Origin of the sequence: Streptomyces sp. NPDC059534 (assembly GCF_042743475.1) — a bacterium.
Classification (GTDB): domain Bacteria; phylum Actinomycetota; class Actinomycetes; order Streptomycetales; family Streptomycetaceae; genus Streptomyces.
Genome location: NZ_JBHWAQ010000023.1, coordinates 36,065 through 55,696 on the forward strand (window position 1 = coordinate 36,065; position 19,632 = coordinate 55,696).

General features: G+C 72.3%; 14 protein-coding genes. All 14 read left to right on the forward strand.

Annotated elements, in window-relative coordinates; translation table 11 throughout:
• Nucleotides 1-5 precede the first annotated feature (5 nt).
• The 14 genes from ACFVZH_RS25670 to ACFVZH_RS25735 all read left to right on the forward strand — a co-directional run bounded on the left by ACFVZH_RS25670 (nucleotide 6) and on the right by ACFVZH_RS25735 (nucleotide 19,616).
• Entirely contained in the window at nucleotides 6-1,592 is a 1,587-nt protein-coding gene (locus ACFVZH_RS25670) for an ABC transporter substrate-binding protein (RefSeq protein ID WP_384900656.1), read from the forward strand.
• A gap of 72 nt (nucleotides 1,593-1,664) precedes the next feature.
• Complete coding sequence (locus ACFVZH_RS25675; protein WP_384900659.1) at nucleotides 1,665-2,615, forward strand: ABC transporter permease; 951 nt, start codon at nucleotides 1,665-1,667, stop codon at nucleotides 2,613-2,615.
• Nucleotides 2,616-2,618: 3 nt separating this feature from the next.
• The gene (locus tag ACFVZH_RS25680) at nucleotides 2,619-4,586 is read left to right on the forward strand and encodes a dipeptide/oligopeptide/nickel ABC transporter permease/ATP-binding protein (RefSeq protein ID WP_384900661.1); all 1,968 of its coding nucleotides are present in this window, start codon (nucleotides 2,619-2,621) and stop codon (nucleotides 4,584-4,586) included.
• A complete protein-coding gene (locus ACFVZH_RS25685; protein WP_384900663.1) occupies nucleotides 4,583-5,599 on the forward strand; it encodes an oligopeptide/dipeptide ABC transporter ATP-binding protein in 1,017 nt (338 codons plus the stop codon). The genes ACFVZH_RS25680 and ACFVZH_RS25685 overlap by 4 nt, the downstream gene beginning before the upstream one ends.
• Nucleotides 5,596-6,525, forward strand: a complete 930-nt coding sequence (locus tag ACFVZH_RS25690; RefSeq protein ID WP_384900664.1) for a dihydrodipicolinate synthase family protein — start codon at nucleotides 5,596-5,598, stop codon at nucleotides 6,523-6,525. Before ACFVZH_RS25685 ends, ACFVZH_RS25690 begins: the two co-directional genes overlap by 4 nt.
• Nucleotides 6,522-7,421 (forward strand): ROK family protein, encoded by a 900-nt coding sequence (locus ACFVZH_RS25695; protein WP_384900666.1) that lies wholly within the window; start codon nucleotides 6,522-6,524, stop codon nucleotides 7,419-7,421. Before ACFVZH_RS25690 ends, ACFVZH_RS25695 begins: the two co-directional genes overlap by 4 nt.
• Nucleotides 7,418-8,119, forward strand: coding sequence for an N-acetylmannosamine-6-phosphate 2-epimerase (locus ACFVZH_RS25700; protein WP_384900668.1), 702 nt, complete (start codon nucleotides 7,418-7,420; stop codon nucleotides 8,117-8,119). The genes ACFVZH_RS25695 and ACFVZH_RS25700 overlap by 4 nt, the downstream gene beginning before the upstream one ends.
• 95 nt (nucleotides 8,120-8,214) lie before the next feature.
• Nucleotides 8,215-9,663 carry a sialate:H+ symport family MFS transporter gene (locus ACFVZH_RS25705; protein ID WP_384900671.1) on the forward strand — a complete coding sequence of 483 codons (1,449 nt, stop codon included), beginning with the start codon at nucleotides 8,215-8,217 and terminating at the stop codon, nucleotides 9,661-9,663.
• Between the two features lie 175 nt (nucleotides 9,664-9,838).
• Nucleotides 9,839-11,899: an exo-alpha-sialidase gene (locus tag ACFVZH_RS25710; RefSeq protein ID WP_384900672.1), complete on the forward strand. Its 2,061-nt coding sequence runs from the start codon at nucleotides 9,839-9,841 to the stop codon at nucleotides 11,897-11,899.
• A 332-nt stretch (nucleotides 11,900-12,231) separates the two neighbouring features.
• Nucleotides 12,232-13,533: a GDSL-type esterase/lipase family protein gene (locus ACFVZH_RS25715; RefSeq protein ID WP_384900674.1), complete on the forward strand. Its 1,302-nt coding sequence runs from the start codon at nucleotides 12,232-12,234 to the stop codon at nucleotides 13,531-13,533.
• A gap of 525 nt (nucleotides 13,534-14,058) precedes the next feature.
• Nucleotides 14,059-15,378, forward strand: a complete 1,320-nt coding sequence (locus ACFVZH_RS25720) for an esterase/lipase family protein (protein WP_384900676.1) — start codon at nucleotides 14,059-14,061, stop codon at nucleotides 15,376-15,378.
• Nucleotides 15,379-15,406: 28 nt separating this feature from the next.
• Nucleotides 15,407-16,438, forward strand: a complete 1,032-nt coding sequence (locus tag ACFVZH_RS25725) for an alpha/beta fold hydrolase (protein WP_384900678.1) — start codon at nucleotides 15,407-15,409, stop codon at nucleotides 16,436-16,438.
• Nucleotides 16,435-17,892, forward strand: coding sequence for a carboxylesterase/lipase family protein (locus ACFVZH_RS25730; RefSeq protein WP_384900680.1), 1,458 nt, complete (start codon nucleotides 16,435-16,437; stop codon nucleotides 17,890-17,892). Before ACFVZH_RS25725 ends, ACFVZH_RS25730 begins: the two co-directional genes overlap by 4 nt.
• Nucleotides 17,893-18,119: 227 nt before the next feature.
• Nucleotides 18,120-19,616, forward strand: coding sequence for an IMP dehydrogenase (locus ACFVZH_RS25735; protein ID WP_384900682.1), 1,497 nt, complete (start codon nucleotides 18,120-18,122; stop codon nucleotides 19,614-19,616).
• Nucleotides 19,617-19,632: the final 16 nt, after the last annotated feature.

Below are 19,632 nucleotides of genomic sequence, written 5' to 3' on the forward strand. Positions count from 1 at the left end.
ACCCCATGTCGCAGCGGATACCCGCAGGACTCCGCCGCCGCAGCTTCCTGCGCTACACCGGCGCCATCGGGACGGCGGCCGCTCTGACCGGCACCCTCGCCGCGTGCGGCGGCCCCGCCTCCACCGGTTCCGCGACCGGCTCGGGCAGCGCCACGATCGAGGCGGGAATCTCCTACGCGCTCTCCACCGGCTTCGACCCGATGACGGCCTCCGGCGCCACGCCCGTCGCCGCGAACACGCACGTCTTCGAGGGCCTCGCCGACCTCGACCCGGCCACCCTGGTGGCCCGTCCCGCGCTGGCCACCGCCCTGCCCGCGAAGGTGGACGCCACCACGTACCGGGCGACGCTGCGCGCCGGTGCCACCTTCCACGACGGTTCGCCGGTGACGGCCGAGGACGTGGTCTTCAGCTTCGAGCGCATCCTGGACCCGAAGAACGCCTCGCTGATGGCGCAGTTCCTGCCCTTCCTCGACAAGGTGAAGGCCGTCGACGCCTCGACCGTCGAGTTCACGCTCAAGTACGCCTTCGACCTGTTCCCCTCCCGGGTCACCGTCGCCAAGATCGTCCCCAAGAAGCTGGTGCTGGCCGACCCGAAGGGGTTCGACGCCAAGCCGGTGGGCTCGGGCCCGTACCGCCTGGTCTCCGCCACCAAGGAAGACAAGATCGTCTTCGAGGCGTACGACAGGTACAACGGCCGCAACAAGGCCAAGGCCAAGAGCATGACCTGGCGTCTCATGTCGGATCCGGCGGCCCGGGTGAGCGCTCTGGAGTCCGGTCGTGTCCAGGCCATCGAGGACGTGCCGTACATCGACGCGAAGCGCCTGTCCGCGAAGGCCGCCGTCGACTCGGTGCAGTCCTTCGGCCAGCTCTTCATGATGTTCAACACCGCGCAGAAGCCGTTCGACGACAAGAGGGTCCGTCAGGCGCTGCACTACGCACTCGACGTCGACAAGATCATCCAGACGGCGATGATGGGCAACGGCACCGCCGCGCAGGGCTACCTGCAGACGACGCACCCCGACTTCCACAAGGCGTCGACGGTCTACACGTACGACCCTGCGAAGGCGAGGAAGCTGCTCGCCGAGGCCGGCGTGACCGACCTGTCGATCGAGCTGCTCACCACCGACGTCGGCTGGGTGAAGGACATCGCCCCGCTGATCAAGGAGAGCCTCGACGCGGTCGGCGTGAAGACCACGCTGAACATAGGCCAGTCCGCCGCCCAGTACGGCAAGGTCGACCAGGGCCGGTTCCAGGTGCTCGTCGCACCGGGCGACCCGTCCGTCTTCGGCAACGACGTCGACCTGCTGCTGCGCTGGTTCTACGACGGCACCTGGCCGACCAAGCGGTACCGCTGGGCCGGCAGCGCCCCCGACAAGCAGGTCCGCGCCCTCCTGGACCAGGCCGCGAGAAGCTCCGACGAGGCCGAGCGCAAGCGGCTGTGGGGAGAGGTCATGGACATCGTCGCCGACGAGGCGCCGATCTACCCGATCCTGCACCGCAAGCTGCCCACCGCCTGGAACGACAAGGCGCTGCCCGGTTTCAGCCCGCTGCCCACCACCGGCATGTCGTTCCTGAACGTCGGCCGTTCCTGACCGGGCCCGGGCCGGTCCGTCCCCTGTCCGCGGACCGGCCCGGGTTCCCCTCCAACCGCTAGGAACCGAACGATGGTTGTCTTCCTCCGGCTCGCCTTGCGACGCATCGCGATCATGCCGGTGATGATCCTCGGCATCACCCTGCTGGTCTTCGTGGTGCTGCAGTTCTCCCCCGCCGACCCCGCGTTCAACGCGCTCGGCGAGGGCGCCACGCCCGAGGCCCGCGCCGCGTTCGCCGCGGAGCACGGGCTCGACGACCCGCTGCCCCTCCGGTACGTGGGCTTCCTCGGCCAGCTGCTCCAGGGCGACCTGGGCGTCACCATGCCGCCCAGTCAGCCGGTCGCCGACCGGATCGCGATCGCGCTCCCCGTCACCATGCAGCTCACCGCGCTGGGCCTCGTCCTCGCCGTCGTCCTCGCCGTCGCCCTGGGCGTGACCGGCGCGGTGCAGCGCGACCGCTGGCCCGACCAGGTGAGCCGGGTCCTGTCGATGGCCGGCATCGCGATCCCCTCCTTCTGGCTCGGCGTCGTGCTCATCCAGCAGTTCGCCCTGAACACCCCGGTCTTCCCGACGGGCGGCTACGTCAACCCCGCCGAGTCCTTCTCCGGGTGGCTGCTGGCCATGGCGCTGCCCGCGATATCGCTGGCGGTCCCCGTCGCCGCGTCGCTCGCCCGCCTCATCCGGACCTCGATGGTCGGCGAGCTCGACCGCGACTACGTCCGTACCGCCACCGGCAACGGTCTCCCCCGGACCCTGGTGATCCGCGGCGTGCTCCGCAACGCCCTCGTCACCCCGCTGACCGTGCTCGGCATCAAGGTCGGCTACCTGCTCAGCGGCGCCGTCGTCATCGAGACGATCTTCGACCTGCCCGGCATGGGCAAGCTGATCCTCGAGGGCGTCACCGGCGGCGACACGGCCCTCGTCCAGGGCACCGTGCTGACCATCGCCCTCGCGTTCCTGGTCGTCAACGTCGTCGTCGACCTCCTGTACCTGCTCGTCAACCCCCGTATCAGGACGGTGTGACGCATGTTCACCGGTCGTCTCGCCACGAGACTCTCCCGTCCCGGCATCCGCTTCCGCGCCCTGCCGGCCACTTCCCGCATCGCCGTCTCCCTGCTGCTGCTCGTCGTCGCGGCGGCCGTCCTGGCTCCGCTGTTCGCCGCGGACCCGCTGGCCACCGGCGCTCCCGTACAGGCCCCCGGCGCCGCGCACTGGTTCGGCACCGACCGTGTGGGCCGCGACGTGTTCTCACGGGTCGTCTACGGCGCCCGCTACTCGCTGCTCATCGGCCTCGGCGCCACCGCGCTGGCGGTCGTCGGCGGAGCGCTGCTCGGCGCGGTGGCCGCCACGTCCCGCAAACTGGGCGACGAGTCCGTGATGCGCACCCTCGACGTCGTCATGTCCTTCCCGCCGATCGCGCTGGCCGCCGTCCTGGTGGCCGTCTTCGGCCCCAGCGTCCCGGTGATCGTCGGCAGCATCGCCTTCGTGTACGTGCCGTCCCTGGCCCGCGTGGTGCGCGCCAACGTGCTCGCCCAGTACGGCGAGGACTACGTCGCCGCCGAGAAGGTCATCGGCGCCCGCCGCGGCCACATCGTGCTGCGCCACGTCGCCGTCAACTGCGCGGCGCCCGTCATGGTCTTCGCCACCGTCCTCGTCGCCGAGGCGATCACCTTCGAGGCGAGCCTCTCCTTCATCGGCGCCGGCGTGCAGGACCCCGATCCCAGCTGGGGCAACGTCCTCTCGTACGGCCGCCAGATCCTGCTCTCCGGCGGATGGTGGGCCACCTTCTTCCCCGGCATGGTCCTGCTGATCACCGTCCTGGCGCTCAACATGCTCTCCGAGGGACTCACCGACGCCTCGGCGGCCCCGAAGTCGGGCCGTACGGAGGACGGGACGCCCCGGCGGGAGACCTCCGGCCCCGCGATGGAGCCCCGCTCGCGCGAGGACGTCGACGCCGCCCTCGCCCGGCTCGCGGAGGTCGTCCGGGCCACCCCGCCGACGGCGCGGCCCGTGGCCGACGACGCGGCCGGACTGCTGGTCGTGAAGGACCTCGCCATCCGCTTCCCGGACCGGTACGGCGACGTGAACGTCGTCGACGGCATCTCCTTCACCGTCCGCGAGGGCGAGACCCTCGGCCTGGTCGGCGAGTCCGGCTGCGGCAAGTCCATCACCAGCCTCGCCGTCATGGGCCTGCTGGCCCGGAACGCCGAGGTCTCCGGCACCATCGAGTACCGCGGCCGGAACCTGCTCACCATGGACCGCAAGGAGCGTCAGGCGCTCGCCGGCCCCGAGATCGCGATGGTCTACCAGGACGCCCTGTCGTCGCTCAACCCGTCGATCCTGGTCGGCAAGCAGCTGCGCCAGCTCACCTCGCGCGGCGGTACCCGCACCCCGGCCGAGCTGCTCGAACTGGTCGGCCTCGACCCGGTACGCACCCTGCGCAGCTACCCGCACGAGCTGTCCGGCGGCCAGCGCCAGCGCGTCCTCATCGCCATGGCGCTCTCCCGCAGTCCCCGGCTGCTCATCGCCGACGAGCCGACCACGGCCCTCGACGTCACCGTCCAGGCCCAGGTGGTGGAGCTCCTCGTCCGACTCCGCGACGAACTCGGCTTCGCCATGGTCCTCGTCTCGCACGACCTCGCGCTGGTGGGCGACCTCTCCCACCGCGTCGCCGTGATGTACGCCGGTCAGCTCGCCGAGGTCGGCGAGACCCGCTCGGTCCTCGTCGCTCCGTCGCACCACTACAGCCGCGGCCTGCTCGGCTCGGTCGTCTCCCTGGAGGGCGGCGCGGACCGGCTCCACCAGATCCACGGCGTGGTCCCCGCCCCGAGGCAGTTCGGCACCGGCTGCCGGTTCGCCTCGCGGTGCGAGGCGGCCACGGAGCTGTGCCGTACGACTCCCCCGGAGCTGACCGCGGCCGGCGGCCGGCCCCATGGATTCGCCTGCCACCACCCCGCGGCGACCGCCGAGCTTCAGAAGGAGGCGGTCCGATGATCCGCCTGGAGAACATCCACGTCCGTCACAAGGCACGCGGCGGCCTCTTCCGTCACGACGCCGTCCACGCCCTCACCGACGCGTCGCTGGAGGTCGCCAAGGGCGAGATCCTCGGCCTGGTCGGCGAGTCCGGCTGCGGCAAGTCCACGCTCGCCCGCGTCCTCACCGGCCTCCAGGAGCCCACCGAGGGCACGGTGCACTTCCGCGGGGAGGACCTGTGGCGGATGCCCGCCGCCCGCCGCCGCCGGGAGTTCGGCGCCGCGGTCGGCGTGGTCTTCCAGGACCCCGCCACCGCCCTCAACCCCCGGATGTCCGTGGGCCGCATCCTCCGCGACCCGCTCGACGTCCACAGGCGGGGCACCGAACGGGAGCGCGAGGAGCGCGTCGAGGAACTCCTCGACCTCGTCGGCCTCCCCGGCCACATGTTGCGCGCCCTCCCCGGGCAGCTCTCCGGCGGGCAGCGGCAGCGGGTCGCGATCGCGCGGGCCCTCGCCCTGGAGCCGGACGTCATCGTGGCCGACGAGCCGACCTCGGCGCTCGACGTCTCCGTACGCGCCCAGGTGCTGAACCTGCTCGTCGACCTGCGGGCGCGGCTGGGTCTCGGCATGGTGTTCATCTCCCACGACATCCAGACGGTGCGGCACCTCTCGGACCGGCTCGCCGTGCTGTACCTGGGGCGGATCGTCGAGGAGGGCCCGGCCCGCGCGGTGTCGGCGGCGCCCGCCCACCCGTACACCGAGGCGCTGTTCTCGGCGACCCCGAGCCTGCTGGAGCGCACCGAGCGGATCATCCTGACCGGTCCGGTGCCGTCGGCGGTCAATCCGCCCAGCGGCTGTCCGTTCCGCACCCGCTGCCGACGGGCGGACGACGACTGCGCGACCGCCTTCCCGGCGGCCGACGGCGCCGCGTCCGGCCACCGCTGGCACTGCGTCCACCCGCTGACGGACGACGCCCCCTCTTCCTCTTCCTTCCGTTCCCCTTCCCCCGTACACACCGCCAGGAGCACGTCGTGAACGCCCGTAACCCCCGCTTCACCGGAGTCATCCCCCCGGTCGTCACCCCGCTGACCGCCGACGGCGAGATCGACACCACCTCCTTGGAGCGGCTCGTCGGATTCCTCCTCGAAGGCGGCGTGACCGGGCTCTTCGCCCTCGGCAGCTCCGGTGAGACCGCCTACCTCACCGACACCCAGAAGGACGTCGTCGTCGACACGATCGTCGGCGCCGCCGCCGGGCAGGTCCCCGTCGTCGTCGGCACGATCGAGCAGACGACCAACCGCGCGATCGAGCGGGCCGCGGCCGCCCGCAAGAGCGGCGCGGACGCCGTGGTCGCGACCGCCCCCTTCTACACCCGCACCCACGAAACCGAGATCGACCGGCACTTCCGGCTCCTCGCCGACGCGGCCGAACTGCCCCTGCTCGCCTACGACGTCCCGGTCTGCGTGCACAGCAAGCTGTCGACCGATCTCGTGCTCCGCCTCGCCGCCGACGGCGTGCTGGCCGGCATCAAGGACTCCAGCGGCGACGACGTGGGCCTGCGCTACCTGTGCCTCGGCGCCCAGGACCTGCCGGAATTCTCCGTCCTGACCGGGCACGAGGTCGTCGTCGACGCGATGCTGCTGGGCGGCGCCGACGGCGCGGTGCCCGGCCTCGGCAACGTCGACCCGCACGGCTACGCGCGCCTGGACCGCCTCGCCTCGGCCGGGGACTGGGTGGCCGCGAAGGCCGAACAGGACCGCATCGCACGGCTCTTCGAGATCGTCACCGTCGCCGTACCCGGCACGGCCTCCGCGACGGCCGGCGGGCTGGGCGCGTTCAAGACCGCCCTGAAGGTCCGCGGCATCATCGACACCAACGTCGTCAGCCCCCCGATGCGCCCGCTCGACGAGGCCGAGACCGCACGGATCGCACAGATCCTGGAGCGGGCGGGCCTGCGATGACCCTCGTCGCCGGAATCGACATCGGCGGCACGAAGACCGCCGCCGGCCTGGTCGACCCGAACGGCACCCTGCTGGCCCGCCACACGCTGCCGACCCCGGCCGCGGACGGACCGGCCGCCGTGGTCGCCGCCGCGGTCCGGGCCGTCCGGGAGCTGGGCGGGCCGGTGGCGGCGGTCGGCGTCGGCAGCGCCGGCGTCGTCGATCCCGCCGCCGGCCGGATCGTCTCCGCCACGGACGCGCTGCCCGGCTGGGCCGGGACCGAGCTGCGCCGGGACCTGGAACAGGCGCTGGGCGTCCCGGTCTCGGTCGACAACGACGTCCACGCGCACGCGCTGGGCGAGGCGTGGCTCGGCGCCGCCGCCGGTCACCGCCAGGTCCTGCTGGTCGCGGTCGGCACCGGAATCGGTGCCTCGCAGCTGATCGACGGCCGGGTGCACCACGGCGCCCGGTTCGTCGCGGGCCACGCCGGTCACGTCCCCGTGCCGGCGGCCGCCGGGGTCGCCTGCACGTGCGGCGGATCCGGTCATGCCGAGGCGGTGGCGAGCGGACCCGCCCTGCTCGCCGCGTACGCGAGGTGCGAGGGCCCCGTCTCCTCGCTGGCCGAGGTCTCGGCGCGGGCGGCCGCGGGCGAGGAGTCGGCGCGCCGGGTGCTGGCGCGGGGTGCGCGGGCGCTGGGCGAGGCCCTGGGCGGCATCGTCAACATGACCGACCCCGAACTGGTCCTCGTCGGCGGCGGCGTCAGCGGATGCGGCCCGGAGTGGTGGGACCCGCTGAGGAAGGCGTTCGCCGCCGAACTCCTGCCGCCCCTCAAGGGTGTGGCGCTGCGGCCGGCGACTCTGGGCGGTGACGCGGCCGTGCTCGGCGCCGCCCGGCTCGCCCGGGAGGTCCTGCGATGAGCGGCGCTCCGGAAGGGTCGGTTCTCGACCGCCTGCGCGGCACGCTGATCGTGTCGTGCCAGGCGTATCCGGGTGAGCCGATGCGCGACCCCGACACGATGCGGCGGGTGGCGCTGGCGGCCCGTGACGGCGGCGCGGCCGGTATCCGCGCCCAAGGGCTGGACGACATCCAGGCGATCCGCGGCGCGCTCGACGTTCCGTTGATCGGGTTGTGGAAGGACGGGGCGGAGGGCGTGTACATCACTCCGACGGCCCGTCACGCTCGTGCCGTCCTGGCGGCCGGGGCGGATGTCGTCGCCCTGGACGCCACCGACCGGCCCCGGCCGGACGGCAGGCCGCTGGCCGCGTCGATCGACGCGGTGCGTGCTGCCGGCGGTCTGGTGATGGCCGATGTGTCCACGTACGAGGAGGGGGTACGGGCCGCCCGGCTCGGTGCCGACCTGGTGGGCACCACGCTCTCCGGGTACACCCCGGCCACGTACGACCGGAAGGCCGCCGGCCCGGACCTGGACCTGGTGGAGCGGCTCGCGGGCGCGCTGGACGTGCCGGTGGTCGCCGAGGGCCGGATCCACTCCCCCGGTCAGGTGACCCGGGCCCTGGAGTGCGGGGCGTACGCCGTGGTCGTCGGGACCGCCATCACCCACCCCACCACGCTGACCCGCTGGTTCGCGGACGCCGTGGCGGACGTCCGGGTCTGATCCCGTCGCCGGGGGTGCGGTCCGGTGCCGCCGGCGACGATCACGGGGCGTGGCCCTCCCGGGCGGAGGGGGTCACGCCCCGCATGCTGTCCCCCGTGGACAACGACGACGCGCGGGACGCGTGCCCCTGGTACCGGCAGATCGGCCGGGCCGGCTGGAAGGCGTTCGCGGGGGCGTGGATCGGTTATCTCCTCGACGGTTTCGACTTCGTGCTGATCACCCTGGTGCTGACCGAGGTGAGCGCGGAGTTCGGGCTGGAGCCGGTGGAGGCGGCGAGCCTGGTGTCGGCCGCCTTCATCACCCGCTGGCTGGGCGGCGCCGTGCTGGGCGCGATCGGCGACCGGTACGGGCGCAGGACGGCCATGGTGCTCAGCATCTGGCTGTTCTCCCTGGGCACCCTGGCGTGCGGCTTCGCGTGGAGTTACGGGAGTCTGTTCGCGGCGCGGCTGGTGATCGGGCTCGGCATGGCGGGCGAGTACAGCGCGAGCGCGACCTATGTGATGGAGAGCTGGCCGCCCCGGCTGCGCGGCAGGGCCAGCGGGTTCCTGATCTCGGGCTACTCGATGGGCACGGTGCTGGCGGCGGAGACGTACAGCGTCGTGGTTCCGGAGCACGGCTGGCGCTGGATGTTCTATCTCGGCGTCCTGCCGGTGGTGGCGGCGCTGTGGGTGCGGCGCGCCCTGCCCGAGGCCGAGGACTGGGAGGAGGCGGTCGCGGAGACGGCGACCCGGCCGAACCCGTTCCGGCCGTTCTTCGCCGACCGGCGGCGGGGAGTGGTCAACGTGCTGCTCGCGGCGGTGGCCCTGGGGTCGCTGTTCGCGGTGTTCGCCGGAGGGGCGGGCGGGGCCACGGCGGCGCTGTCGGTTCTCGCGGGCCTGGTCATGGTGGTGTTCGCGGTCCAGCTGGGCGGCCGGCGGGGCTGGATCCTGTATGTGGCGCTGATCGGGACGGTGTTCGCCGCGTTCCTGTACAGCTGGCCGATCCAGGCGCTGCTGCCCACGTATCTGAAGTCCGAACTCGGCTACTCGCCGGAACAGGTGGCCCAGGTCCTGTACTACGCCGGGTTCGGCACGATGGCGGGCTGCTGGCTGTCCGGGTTCACCGGGGACCGGTTCGGCCCGTCCCGGGCGTACGCGTGGACGTTGCTGTCGTCGCTGCTGTTCGTCTTCCCGGTGTTCGCGGTGGACGACAACCTGCCGCTGCTCGGGGTGCTGCTGTTCGCGCTGCAGGCCCTGGGCTTCGGTGTCTCGGGGCTGTTGCCGCGCTACATCGGCGGGCATTTTCCGGCGGAACAGCGGGCGGCGGGGCTGGGGTTCACGTACAACGTGGGCGCGCTGGGCGGGGCCGTGGCGCCGGTGCTCGGGGCCCGGCTGGCCGAGGGGACGGAGCTGGGGACGGCCCTGGCCGTGCTGACGTTCGGTCTGAGCCTGGTGGTGGTCGTGCTGGTGGGGTTCGACGTGCCGAGGCGACTGCACAGGCGCGTGGATCCGGGGGCTGCGATCGACCATCTGCGGGCCGATCCTGAACGACCTGCGGGAGCATAAGACGTCTGATGTCCGATGCGTGCTCGACTCTAGGGCCGCCGCATGCCGCACGACAAGCGCGGGGACGCCACGACTTCCCTTGAGACGCCAGGGGGTTGACCCGAAGGCGGCAGAGACCTAGGTTCCCAGACGTCTGATGTCCGATGCCTTCCTGTCATCTGTTGTGGAGGTGTCGGTGAAAACCGCCCGTTCTGCTTCCCTGGCCATGCTGCTGGCTCTCGGCGCCGGCCTGCTCGGCCTGTCCCCCAACCCTGCGGCCGGCGCCTCGGCCGCCGGGACACCCGCCGCCGGGACACCCGCGACCGGAACGCCCGCCGCAGCGGCGCTCCAGCGCCGGCTCGCCACCGAGGAGCCCCTCTTCGAGAGCACCGTCCTCGCCACCTCCGGCCAGGGCGCGCACACGTACCGCATCCCCGCCCTGGACACCCTGCCGGACGGCACGCTGATCGCCGCCTACGACCGGCGCAACGACAGCGCCGCCGACCTGCCCGGCAACCTCGACGTCATGGTGCGCCGCAGCACCGACAACGGCCTCACCTGGAGCGCGCCGCAGGCGATCGCGGACTACGCCGACGGCGTCGGAGCCGGTGACCCCAGCCTCGTCGTCGACCGGGTCACCGGCCGGGTCTTCGTGTTCTACGCGTACGGACCCAAGGGCATCGGCTTCTTCAACTCCGGTGCGGGCAACGCGAACGACAGCACCGGCACGCTGCACGCCGACTACGCCTCCTCGGACGACGGGGGCGTCACCTGGACGACCCGCCGGATCACCCAGGACATCAAGGACCCGGCCTGGAAGGGCATGTTCGCCTCCTCCGGCACCGGGATCCAGCTGTCGACCGGGCGGCTGGTCCAGCAGTACGCCTTCCGCAAGGCCGACGGCGGCATCTGGGCGGCGAGCGCCTACAGCGACGACCACGGCACCACCTGGAGGATGGGCAACCCCGTGGGCCCGCTGATGGACGAGAACAAGACCGTCGAACTGGCCGACGGCCGCATCATGCTCAACAGCCGTACCTCCAGCGCCAAGACCCGCCTCGTCGCCTACTCCGCCGACGGCGGGATCACCTACAGCACGCCGGTGCCGGACGACGAGCTGATCGACCCCACCAACAACGCCGCGATCCTGCGGTACGACGCGACGGCGGGCGCGCAACTCCCCTCGTCGCACTGGCTGCTGTTCAGCAACACGGCGAGCACGACCACCCGCCACAACCTGACCGTGCGGATGTCCTGCAACGACGGACTGACCTGGCCCACCTCCAAGGTCGTCGAAACCGGCGGCTCGGCGTACTCGACGCTCACCCGGCTCGCCGACGGCACCTTCGGCCTCCTGTACGAGTCCGGGCCCTACCAGCGGATCACCTTCGCCCGCTTCAACCCCGCCTGGCTGGGAGCGGACTGCCCGCTCGACCAGGGACACCCGAAGCTCGCCGCCCGCGCCGTCATCCCCGACGGGCTGCTGACCGCGGGCACCACGAGCACGATGGAGGTACGCGTCACCAACCACGGGCATCTCGCGAGCGCCCCCGGCACAGCGACACCGGGCCTGCCCGCCGGCTGGGCCGCGGCGACGGAACAGCCACTGCCGTCGATCGCCGCCGGCGCCACCGTCACCGTCCGCTTCCCGGTGACGCCCCCGGCCGGCACGGCAGCCGGTGAGCAGGACCTCACCGTCGTTCTCCGGTCGGGAGCGGTCACGGCCTCCACGACCACGCGCCTGCTCGTCGTCGGCGGGCCCAGGGTCCTCGACTCCGTCCTCGCGAAGGACTTCGACGGCACGAGCTCGTACACCGATCTGACCACCTCGCTGCCGACCGTCGCACCGCTCACCCGCGGAGTGCTCACGGTCCGGTTCCGCACGACGAAGACGCCCGTCGCCGGAACGCTGCTGTCCGCCTCGGACACCGCCGCGCCGTCGACGAACGTGACGCTTTCCCTCAACAGCGGTGTGCCCCACTTCGAAGCCCGTTCCGGCGGTGTCTACAGCGCGCGGCTCGACGGCACGCAGTCCCTCGCCGACGGGCTCGACCACACCCTCGCCGTCTCGGTGACCGACTCCGGCACCGCGCTCTACGCGGACGGCGTGCGGATCGCCTCGACGCCGACGCCGTCGCTCTTCGGGCAGACCCCGGCGCTCAACGGCATGTGGGCCGGCCGCAACGTCGACAGCGGCGGCCCCCAGTGGCTGTACGGCGGCCGGATCGAGCGGATCAGCGTCCACAGCGCGGGCTGAACCCTCATGCGCGCCTGGTGAGGCCGCTGAAACGGTGAGCCGGGTGCAGCCGGTGAAACGGTGAACCAGGTGCAGCCGGTGACCAGGCCCGCCGCCGGACGATCTCCGGCGGCGGGCCCCGGTCGGAGTGCGCCTTCCGGAGTACGAAGAACCTCCCGATGGGCGTGGGCACACCACCGGGGCGCACAGGTCGTGCAGGATCACTCCCGCATGCCGTCGCAGAGCGGCCCGTCGACTCCTCCCCCCTCCTCCCTTCCTTACCTCTTCTCCCCCTTCCGCCGCCGTCTGCGCGGGCCGGCGCCGCCCACACCCCGCATCGAAGGGAACGTCCTGTGCGCAGACGATCCGTCCTCCTCGCGGCCGGATCCCTGGCCGCCTCGATCGCCGCGCCGTTCGGGCGGGCGGGCGCCTCGTCGGCCGTGGTGCCCGTGCTGGACCACCAGAGCGGGAGGGTGTACGACGGGCGGTCGTACACCGACCTGTCGGCGGAGCTCGGAAAGATCCGGACTCTGTCCTCGGGCACGGTCCTCGCCACCTTCGCGACCACGAGCCGCGACCTCGCGATGACCCTGATCAGCGCGTCGGACCCGGCCCGCCCGGGAACCGAGGTCGCGGTCTGCGTCAGCGCCGGCAGACTGCAGTTCTCCGTCCGTCACGACGGCGTCGTGAAGCAGAACCACCTCACGCGCACGATGTACGACGACGGCGCGCTCCACACCGTCGCGGTCACCGTCTCCGCCACGGGAACGACCTTCCACGCCGACGGGCGCCCGGTCTTCGCGACCGGCCACGCACACTTCTTCGGCGGCGCCCCCGGACTCACCGCCCTCAACATCGCCCGGAACGTCGACAGCGACCACCCGGGCGGCGAGTGGTTCTACACCGGCACCATCGCCCGGGTCGCCGTCTACGACCGCACGCTGTCCGAGCAGGAGATCGCCTCCGAGAGCGTCCGCCTCGACCTCGCCGACTTCGGCCGGATCTCCGCGATCCTCAACTCCGGTACCCCGGCCGTCTGGCTGATCACCGGCGACAGCATCACCCACGGCGCGGTGTGGACGAACGGCTGGCGCAGCTACGCCGAGCACTTCCAGGAGCGCGTCCGCTTCGAGCTCGGCAAGCCGAAGACCAGCGACTTCGTCATCGACACCGGAGTGAGCGGCAGCACCACCGACGACCTGGTGGCGAGGTTCGCCGACCGGGTCTCGGCCTTCCGGCCGAAGGTCGTGTCGATCATGCTGGGGACGAACGACGTGGCCACCGCCGCCATCGGTCCCGCCGCGTACCGGGCCAACCTGCGCAAGCTCGTGACGGACGTGCGCGCCCTGCCCGGCGGCGGCGCGGTCCCCCTGCTCCAGACCCCCAACCCGATCGACGTGAACCGTTGGCCCCAGCGGGCCGCGCTCCCCGACTACGCCCGGATCATGCGCGACGTCGCGGCGGAGCTGGACGTCGTCCTCGTCGACCACCACGCCCACTGGCTGGAGACCGGCGGCGGCACCGTACCCCTCGGGCTCCTCGGCGACGGCCTGCACCCCGACCAGCGGGGGCACCTCCAGCTGGCCAAGAAGATGATCAGGGACCTGCGTCTCTTCGACCCGGCCAGCCGGGTCTGTTCTCTGGTGATTCCCTGACGAGCTCGTCCGTACCGGGTGGTGCGGGGCCCGAGGCCGGGCAGCGTGATGTACCGGGCAACCGCCGACGGCGAACGGAGCGGCCGCTTCCAGGTGGCGTGATGACGCCGCGGTACTCGTCCACCACCAGGTCCGAGTCCCGCGAACCGAACACGAAGTGACTGCCGGGGAAGGTCGTCGACGTGCGGTCGGCGAAGCGCGTCCAGCGGGTGGCGACCGGATCCTCCGGATCCCAGCTCAGGAACCCCGACCGGCCCAGGCTCTCGAGCCGGCTGCCCGGCCCGAACGCGCCCTCGGCGACGCCGCCCGTCCCGGCCGTGGCCGACGCCGGCACGGCTGCGGCCCCGGCCGGGGCGGCCGCCACGGTACCCGCCGTCACGGCCAGAGCCGACCATACGCAGACACCGCTTTGTGTGGTTCACCCACATGCCCTGTCGTCGAAGGGCCACCTAGCGTGTCCCCACCGCGTGCCGCAGGGCATCGGGCGGGCGCGCCACGAGCGCATGAGTGGGGGGAGGCCGGGACATGGCCGGAAGAGGGAGTGCGGGACGGGGGTGGCGACGGCGCGTCGCCCGGGTCGTGGCGATCGTGGGGGTCGTCGCGGCAGCCGTGGGGGCGTTGCCGGCGGCGGTGAGCGGCACGGCGGTGGCGGCCGCTGCCGCGCCCCCGTCGTACCTCACGCTCGAGGCGAGCTACGGGGCCGGGACCGTCACCAACGGCTGGACGTCCGTCGAGCGTTATCTCGACACGACGAGCGGATTCCGCACGGAGGGGTACCCCGCGGACGGCCGCGGTGATCAGGACGGCAAGCGCCTGACGTACTTCGGCGGGGCGGCGCGGCCTTCCTCGGGCCGGTTCCTGCTGTACTCGGCACCCGGTTGGAACACCGGCAGCCGGACCACGCCCGTCCTCCTCGTGCACGGCGCGAACGACAACGCGGACCGCGCGTGGGCCAATCCCGGTGAGGCGGGCGGCTACGGATGCGGCGCCGTCTCCTGTCCCTCCACCGGGCTGATGCAGTACCTGTCCGCGCGTGGTCACCGTGTCTTCGCCGTCGGGTTCGCGCACAAGCAGGGCGACAACCTCATGCAGGCGCAGGCCGTCGGCGACGCGATCGCGGTGATCAAGGCGAAGCTGGGCGTCGCCAAGGTGGACCTGGTCGGCTGGAGCAAGGGCGAGATGTCGACGCGGGCGTACGTGTCGTCGGTGAAGCCGAGCTGGGGCCGGGCGTACGCCGGCGACGTACGCCGGCTGATCACGCTGGGCGGTCCGAACGGCGGCTACGACTACCCGTACGCGCACGGCTGGGCCCACGACTTCTCCATCTGGCCGGAGTGCGGGGGCAAGGTGAACGCGCCCTCGCCGCACTCCCACATGACCTGCTACGGCCTGTACACCGCGCACCCGGAGTTCTCGATGACTCCCTCCGGCGGTCAGGACAACTACCCCGGTCAGCGCCAGATGCTGGCCCGCTGGGACGGGGTGTACGGAGTCGACGGCTCCGCCCAGGACTGGTACACGACGTACTACGGCGGTCAGGGCTTCTACACCGCCGGCGGCGGCATCCAGGCCGCGATCGACGCCGGTTCGCTCGTCGGTCCCCTGCACGGCGCCGGAGTGCCGGCCGCCGTCACCACGTACCTGCTGGCGGGCGGATCCGCCGACGTGATCGGCATCTTCAACGAGAACCGCGGTCCGAGCGACGGTGTCGTCTTCATCTCCAGCGCGCTCGACACCACGGGCATCCCCACGGTCGGCGGCACGGCCACGATCGCGAGCGCCAACCACCTGGAGCTGGGCTGGCACAGCTCGGCCGCCGCCCAGGTCGCCACCTGGCTGTCCTGAAGCACCCGACATGACCACAGGAACCGAGATGACCACGCTTCGCACCCGCCGTGTCGACACCGGCAGACTGACCCAGCAGATCACCGAGGCCGAGGGCAGGGACGGCGGCGACGTCGTCCTCTTCGTCCACGGCAACGTCTCCTCGTCCGCGTTCTGGGACACCACGCTGACGACGCTGCCGGCCGGCTACCGGCCGATCGCCGTCGACCTGCGCGGCTTCGGCGGCACCGACCCGCTGCCCGTCGACGCCACCCGGGGCCTGCGGGACTACGCCGACGACCTCGCGGCCCTGCTCGCCGCCCTCGAAGTCGACCGGGCCCACCTGGTGGGCTGGTCCATGGGCGGGGGCGTGGTCATGCAGTACCTGCGCGACCATCCGGCCGCGGTGCGTTCGCTGACGCTGGTCAACCCGGTCTCCCCGTACGGCTTCGGCGGTACGCACGGAGTGGAGGGCACCCTCAACTCCGCCGACGGGGCCGGGTCGGGCGGCGGCACGGCCAACCCGGAGTTCGTGCGCCTGCTCGCCCAGGGCGAGCGCGGTGAGGAGTCCCCGCTCGCACCGCGATCGGTCCTGACGTCCTGCTACGTCAAGCCGCCGCTGCGCCCCGAGCACGAGGACGCGTACGTCGAGTCCATGCTCACCACGCGGCTCGGCGACGACCACTATCCGGGCGACAGCACGGAGTCGGCCGCCTGGCCCGGGATCGCGCCCGGCACCCGCGGGGTGCTCAACAGCCTTGCTCCGATCCACTTCCGCGTCGACGACCTGCACCTGATCGACCCCAGGCCGCCGGTGCTGTGGGTGCGCGGCGAGGACGACGTCATCGTGTCGGACACGTCGATGTTCGATCTGGCGCAGCTGGGCGCGATCGGGGCGGTGCCCGGGTGGAACGGCACTCCGGCGCAGCCGATGGTGGCGCAGACGCGTCATGTGCTGGACCGTTACGCGGCGGCGGGCGGGACGGTGCGGGAGGTCGCGGTGGCCGACGCCGGGCACGCGGTCCACCTCGAACGTCCCGAGGAATTCGGCAAGGCGCTGCTGGAGGTCCTGTCGGCATGACGGTGTGCGGTACTCGGCAGGGCGCGGTCCTCGGCCGCGCCTCCGCCGACGGCGTGACGTCCTTCCTCGGCATCCCGTACGCCGCTCCGCCCTTCGGTGCGCGACGGTTCCTGGAGCCGTCCCCGCCCGAGCCCTGGACGGGCGTGCGCGACGCGACAACCCATCGCGCGACAGCGCCGCACGCCCCCTATGCCCCGCCCTTCGACGCCCTCATCCCGGAGAACGCGATCGACGGCGAGGACTGTCTGAACCTCAACATCTGGACGCCGGCTCCGGAGCCCGGTGCCGGACTGCCCGTGATGGTGTGGCTGCACGGTGGGGCGTTCACCAACGGCTCGGGCTCGGCCCCCGCGTACGACGGAAGTGCCTTCGCCCGCGACGGAGTCGTGTGCGTGACGCTCAACTACCGCCTGGGATCGGACGGTTTCCTGCACCTCCCCGGGCGCCCCGACAACCGGGGCCTGCTCGACCAGATCGCCGCCCTGCGCTGGGTCCGGGACAACATCGCCTCCTTCGGCGGCGACCCGGACCTGGCCACGGTCTTCGGCGAGTCGGCGGGCGCCATGAGCATCGGCACGCTCCTGACCATGGAAGAGGCCCGGGGGCTGTTCCGCCGGGCGATCCTGCAGAGCGGGGCCTGTCACCACTTCCTGCGCCCGGCTTCGGCCGCGCGGATCACGGCCCGCCTGGCGGAGAAGCTGGGCGTCGAGCCGACCCCGGAGGCTTTCGCGGACGTCCCGCTGCCTCAGCTCCTCCCCGCGCAGGCGGAACTGCGCGCGGAGGTCAACTCCCGTCCGGACCCGGCACGGTGGGGCGAGGCGGCGCTCAACATGATGCCCTTCGAGCCGATCCGCCCGGCACTCGCCCTTCCCGGCCCGGAGTGCGGCATCGACCTGCTGATCGGCAGCAACCGCGAGGAGTACCGCCTCTTCCTGGTACCGACCGAGCGTCTTCACGTCCTCCCCGAATCCACGCTCCACTCCCTGGTCACGGCCTACGGCCTCACGCCGGCCGAGGCCCTCCCCGTCTACCGGGCCGGCCGTCCCGCCGCCACCGCGGGCGAACTCCTCGACGCGGTGGCGACCGACTGGTTCTACCGCATCCCCGCCATCCGCCTCGCCGAGTCCGTCCCGGGCTCCCACCTGTACGAATTCGCCTGGCGCTCCCCCCAGTTCGACGGGAATCTCGGTGCGTGCCATGCCCTGGAGCTGCCCTTCGTGTTCGACCGCCTCGACGACCCGTCCTACGCGGCGATGATCGGCCAACACCCGCCCCAGGCCCTGGCGGACGCCGTACACGGAGCCTGGGTCTCCTTCGCGAAGACGGGCAGCCCCGGGTGGCAGGCGTACGAGAAGACGACGCGCACCACGATGACGTTCGGCGCCACACCCGCCTCCGCGCCGGTCAGCGACCCGCGCGCGGAGGAACGCATGGTGTGGGAGGGCGTGCGGTGAGAGCCGGCGGCCGGCGAGGGCCACGATTCGTGCGGCGGCCGGTTCATCGATAGGGTGCCGGATCACGACCGCACCCCGTTCATCCACGGGCCGGTCAGGGCTCTGCCGCAGGCGGTGGCAACTCCACGGCTGCCGTGCGCAGATCTCTGCCTGCCCGGGCCCTGGAACACGGGGGCGATCCACACGGCGGGGCCAGTCGGGCCCCACCGACGGGTCAGGAGGAACGAGTGGCACAGGTCATCGCCGAGGTCTCACGGACGTTCAACGAATTTCTGCTCTTGCCGAACCGGACCCGGACCGACTGCTCGGCCGCGACGGTCGACCTGAGCACCCCGCTGGTGCGGCACATCGCGGGCGAGGCGTCGGCGATCGAACTGCAGTCCCCGTTCACGTCCGCGATCATGCAGGCGGTCAGCACCCCCGATCTCGCCATCGCGCTCGCGCGCAACGGCGGTCTCAGCTTCCTGCACCACAACCAGTCGATCCCGGACCAGGCCGCGGCGGTCCGCCAGGTGAAGAACTTCAAGGCCGGATTCGTCACCAGCGACACCAACGTCCGCCCCGGCGACAGCCTGACCGTCCTGGTCGACGTCATGCGACGCACCGGTCACAGCACCGCCGCGGTCACCCACGACGGGACCGCGACCGGCCGCCTCCTCGGCCTGGTCACCTCCCGGGACTTCCACCCGCACCGCCACGACCTGGACGGACCGGTCGGCGACCGGATGACCGCCCTGGCCGACCTGCCGCACGCCGGGCCCGACATCACGCTCTCCGAGGCCAACGCGCGACTGTGGGACGAGCGGCTGGACTGCCTGCCCGTACTGGACGCCGAAGGCGGGCTCCAGCACCTCGTGTTCCGCTCCGACTACGCGGACAGCAAGCGCTACCCGAACCAGCTCGTGGACGCCGCCAAGCGTCTCCGCGTGGGCGCGGGCATCAACACCCACGACTACCAGGAGCGTGTCCCGGCCCTCCTGGAGGCGGGCGCGGACGCCCTGTGCTTCGACTCGTCCGACGGCTACAGCGACTGGCAGGCACAGGCCCTGACCTGGGTGAAGAAGCACTACCCGGAGATCCCGGTCGGCGGCGGCAACGTGGTCGACGGCGACGCGTTCACCTTCCTCGCCGAGGCCGGGGCGGACTTCGTCAAGGTCGGCGTCGGCGGCGGATCCATCTGCATCACGCGCGACCAGAAGGGCATCGGCCGCGGCCAGGCCAGCGCCGTCCTGGACGTCGCCGCGGCCCGGGACGCCTTCCGCGAGCGCACCGGCGAGTACGTGCCGATCTGCTCCGACGGCGGGCTGGTCCACGACTACCACGTGTCCCTGGCACTGGCGATGGGCGCCGACTTCGTCATGATGGGGCGCTACTTCGCACGCTTCGACCAGGCGGCCGGCGCGAAACTCCCCACCCGTGACGGCTTCGTCAAGGAGTACTGGGGCGAGGGCTCGAACCGCGCCCGCAACTGGCAGCGCTACGGCCAGGGAGGCCAGGGGCTGATCTTCGAGGAAGGCGTGGACGGCTACGTCCCCTACGCGGGCGACCTCAACGAGGGCCTCGCCCTGACCGTGGCCAAGATCAAGACCACGATGGTCTCCTGCGGCTCCACCACCCTGCCGGAGTTCCAGTCCACGGCCCGGCTGACCCTGGTCTCCGACCAGAGCTTCCAGGAAAGCCACGCCAACGTCACCTTGCGGGACACACCGGCGACGCTGGCCTGACGGGCCGGCCGGCTGA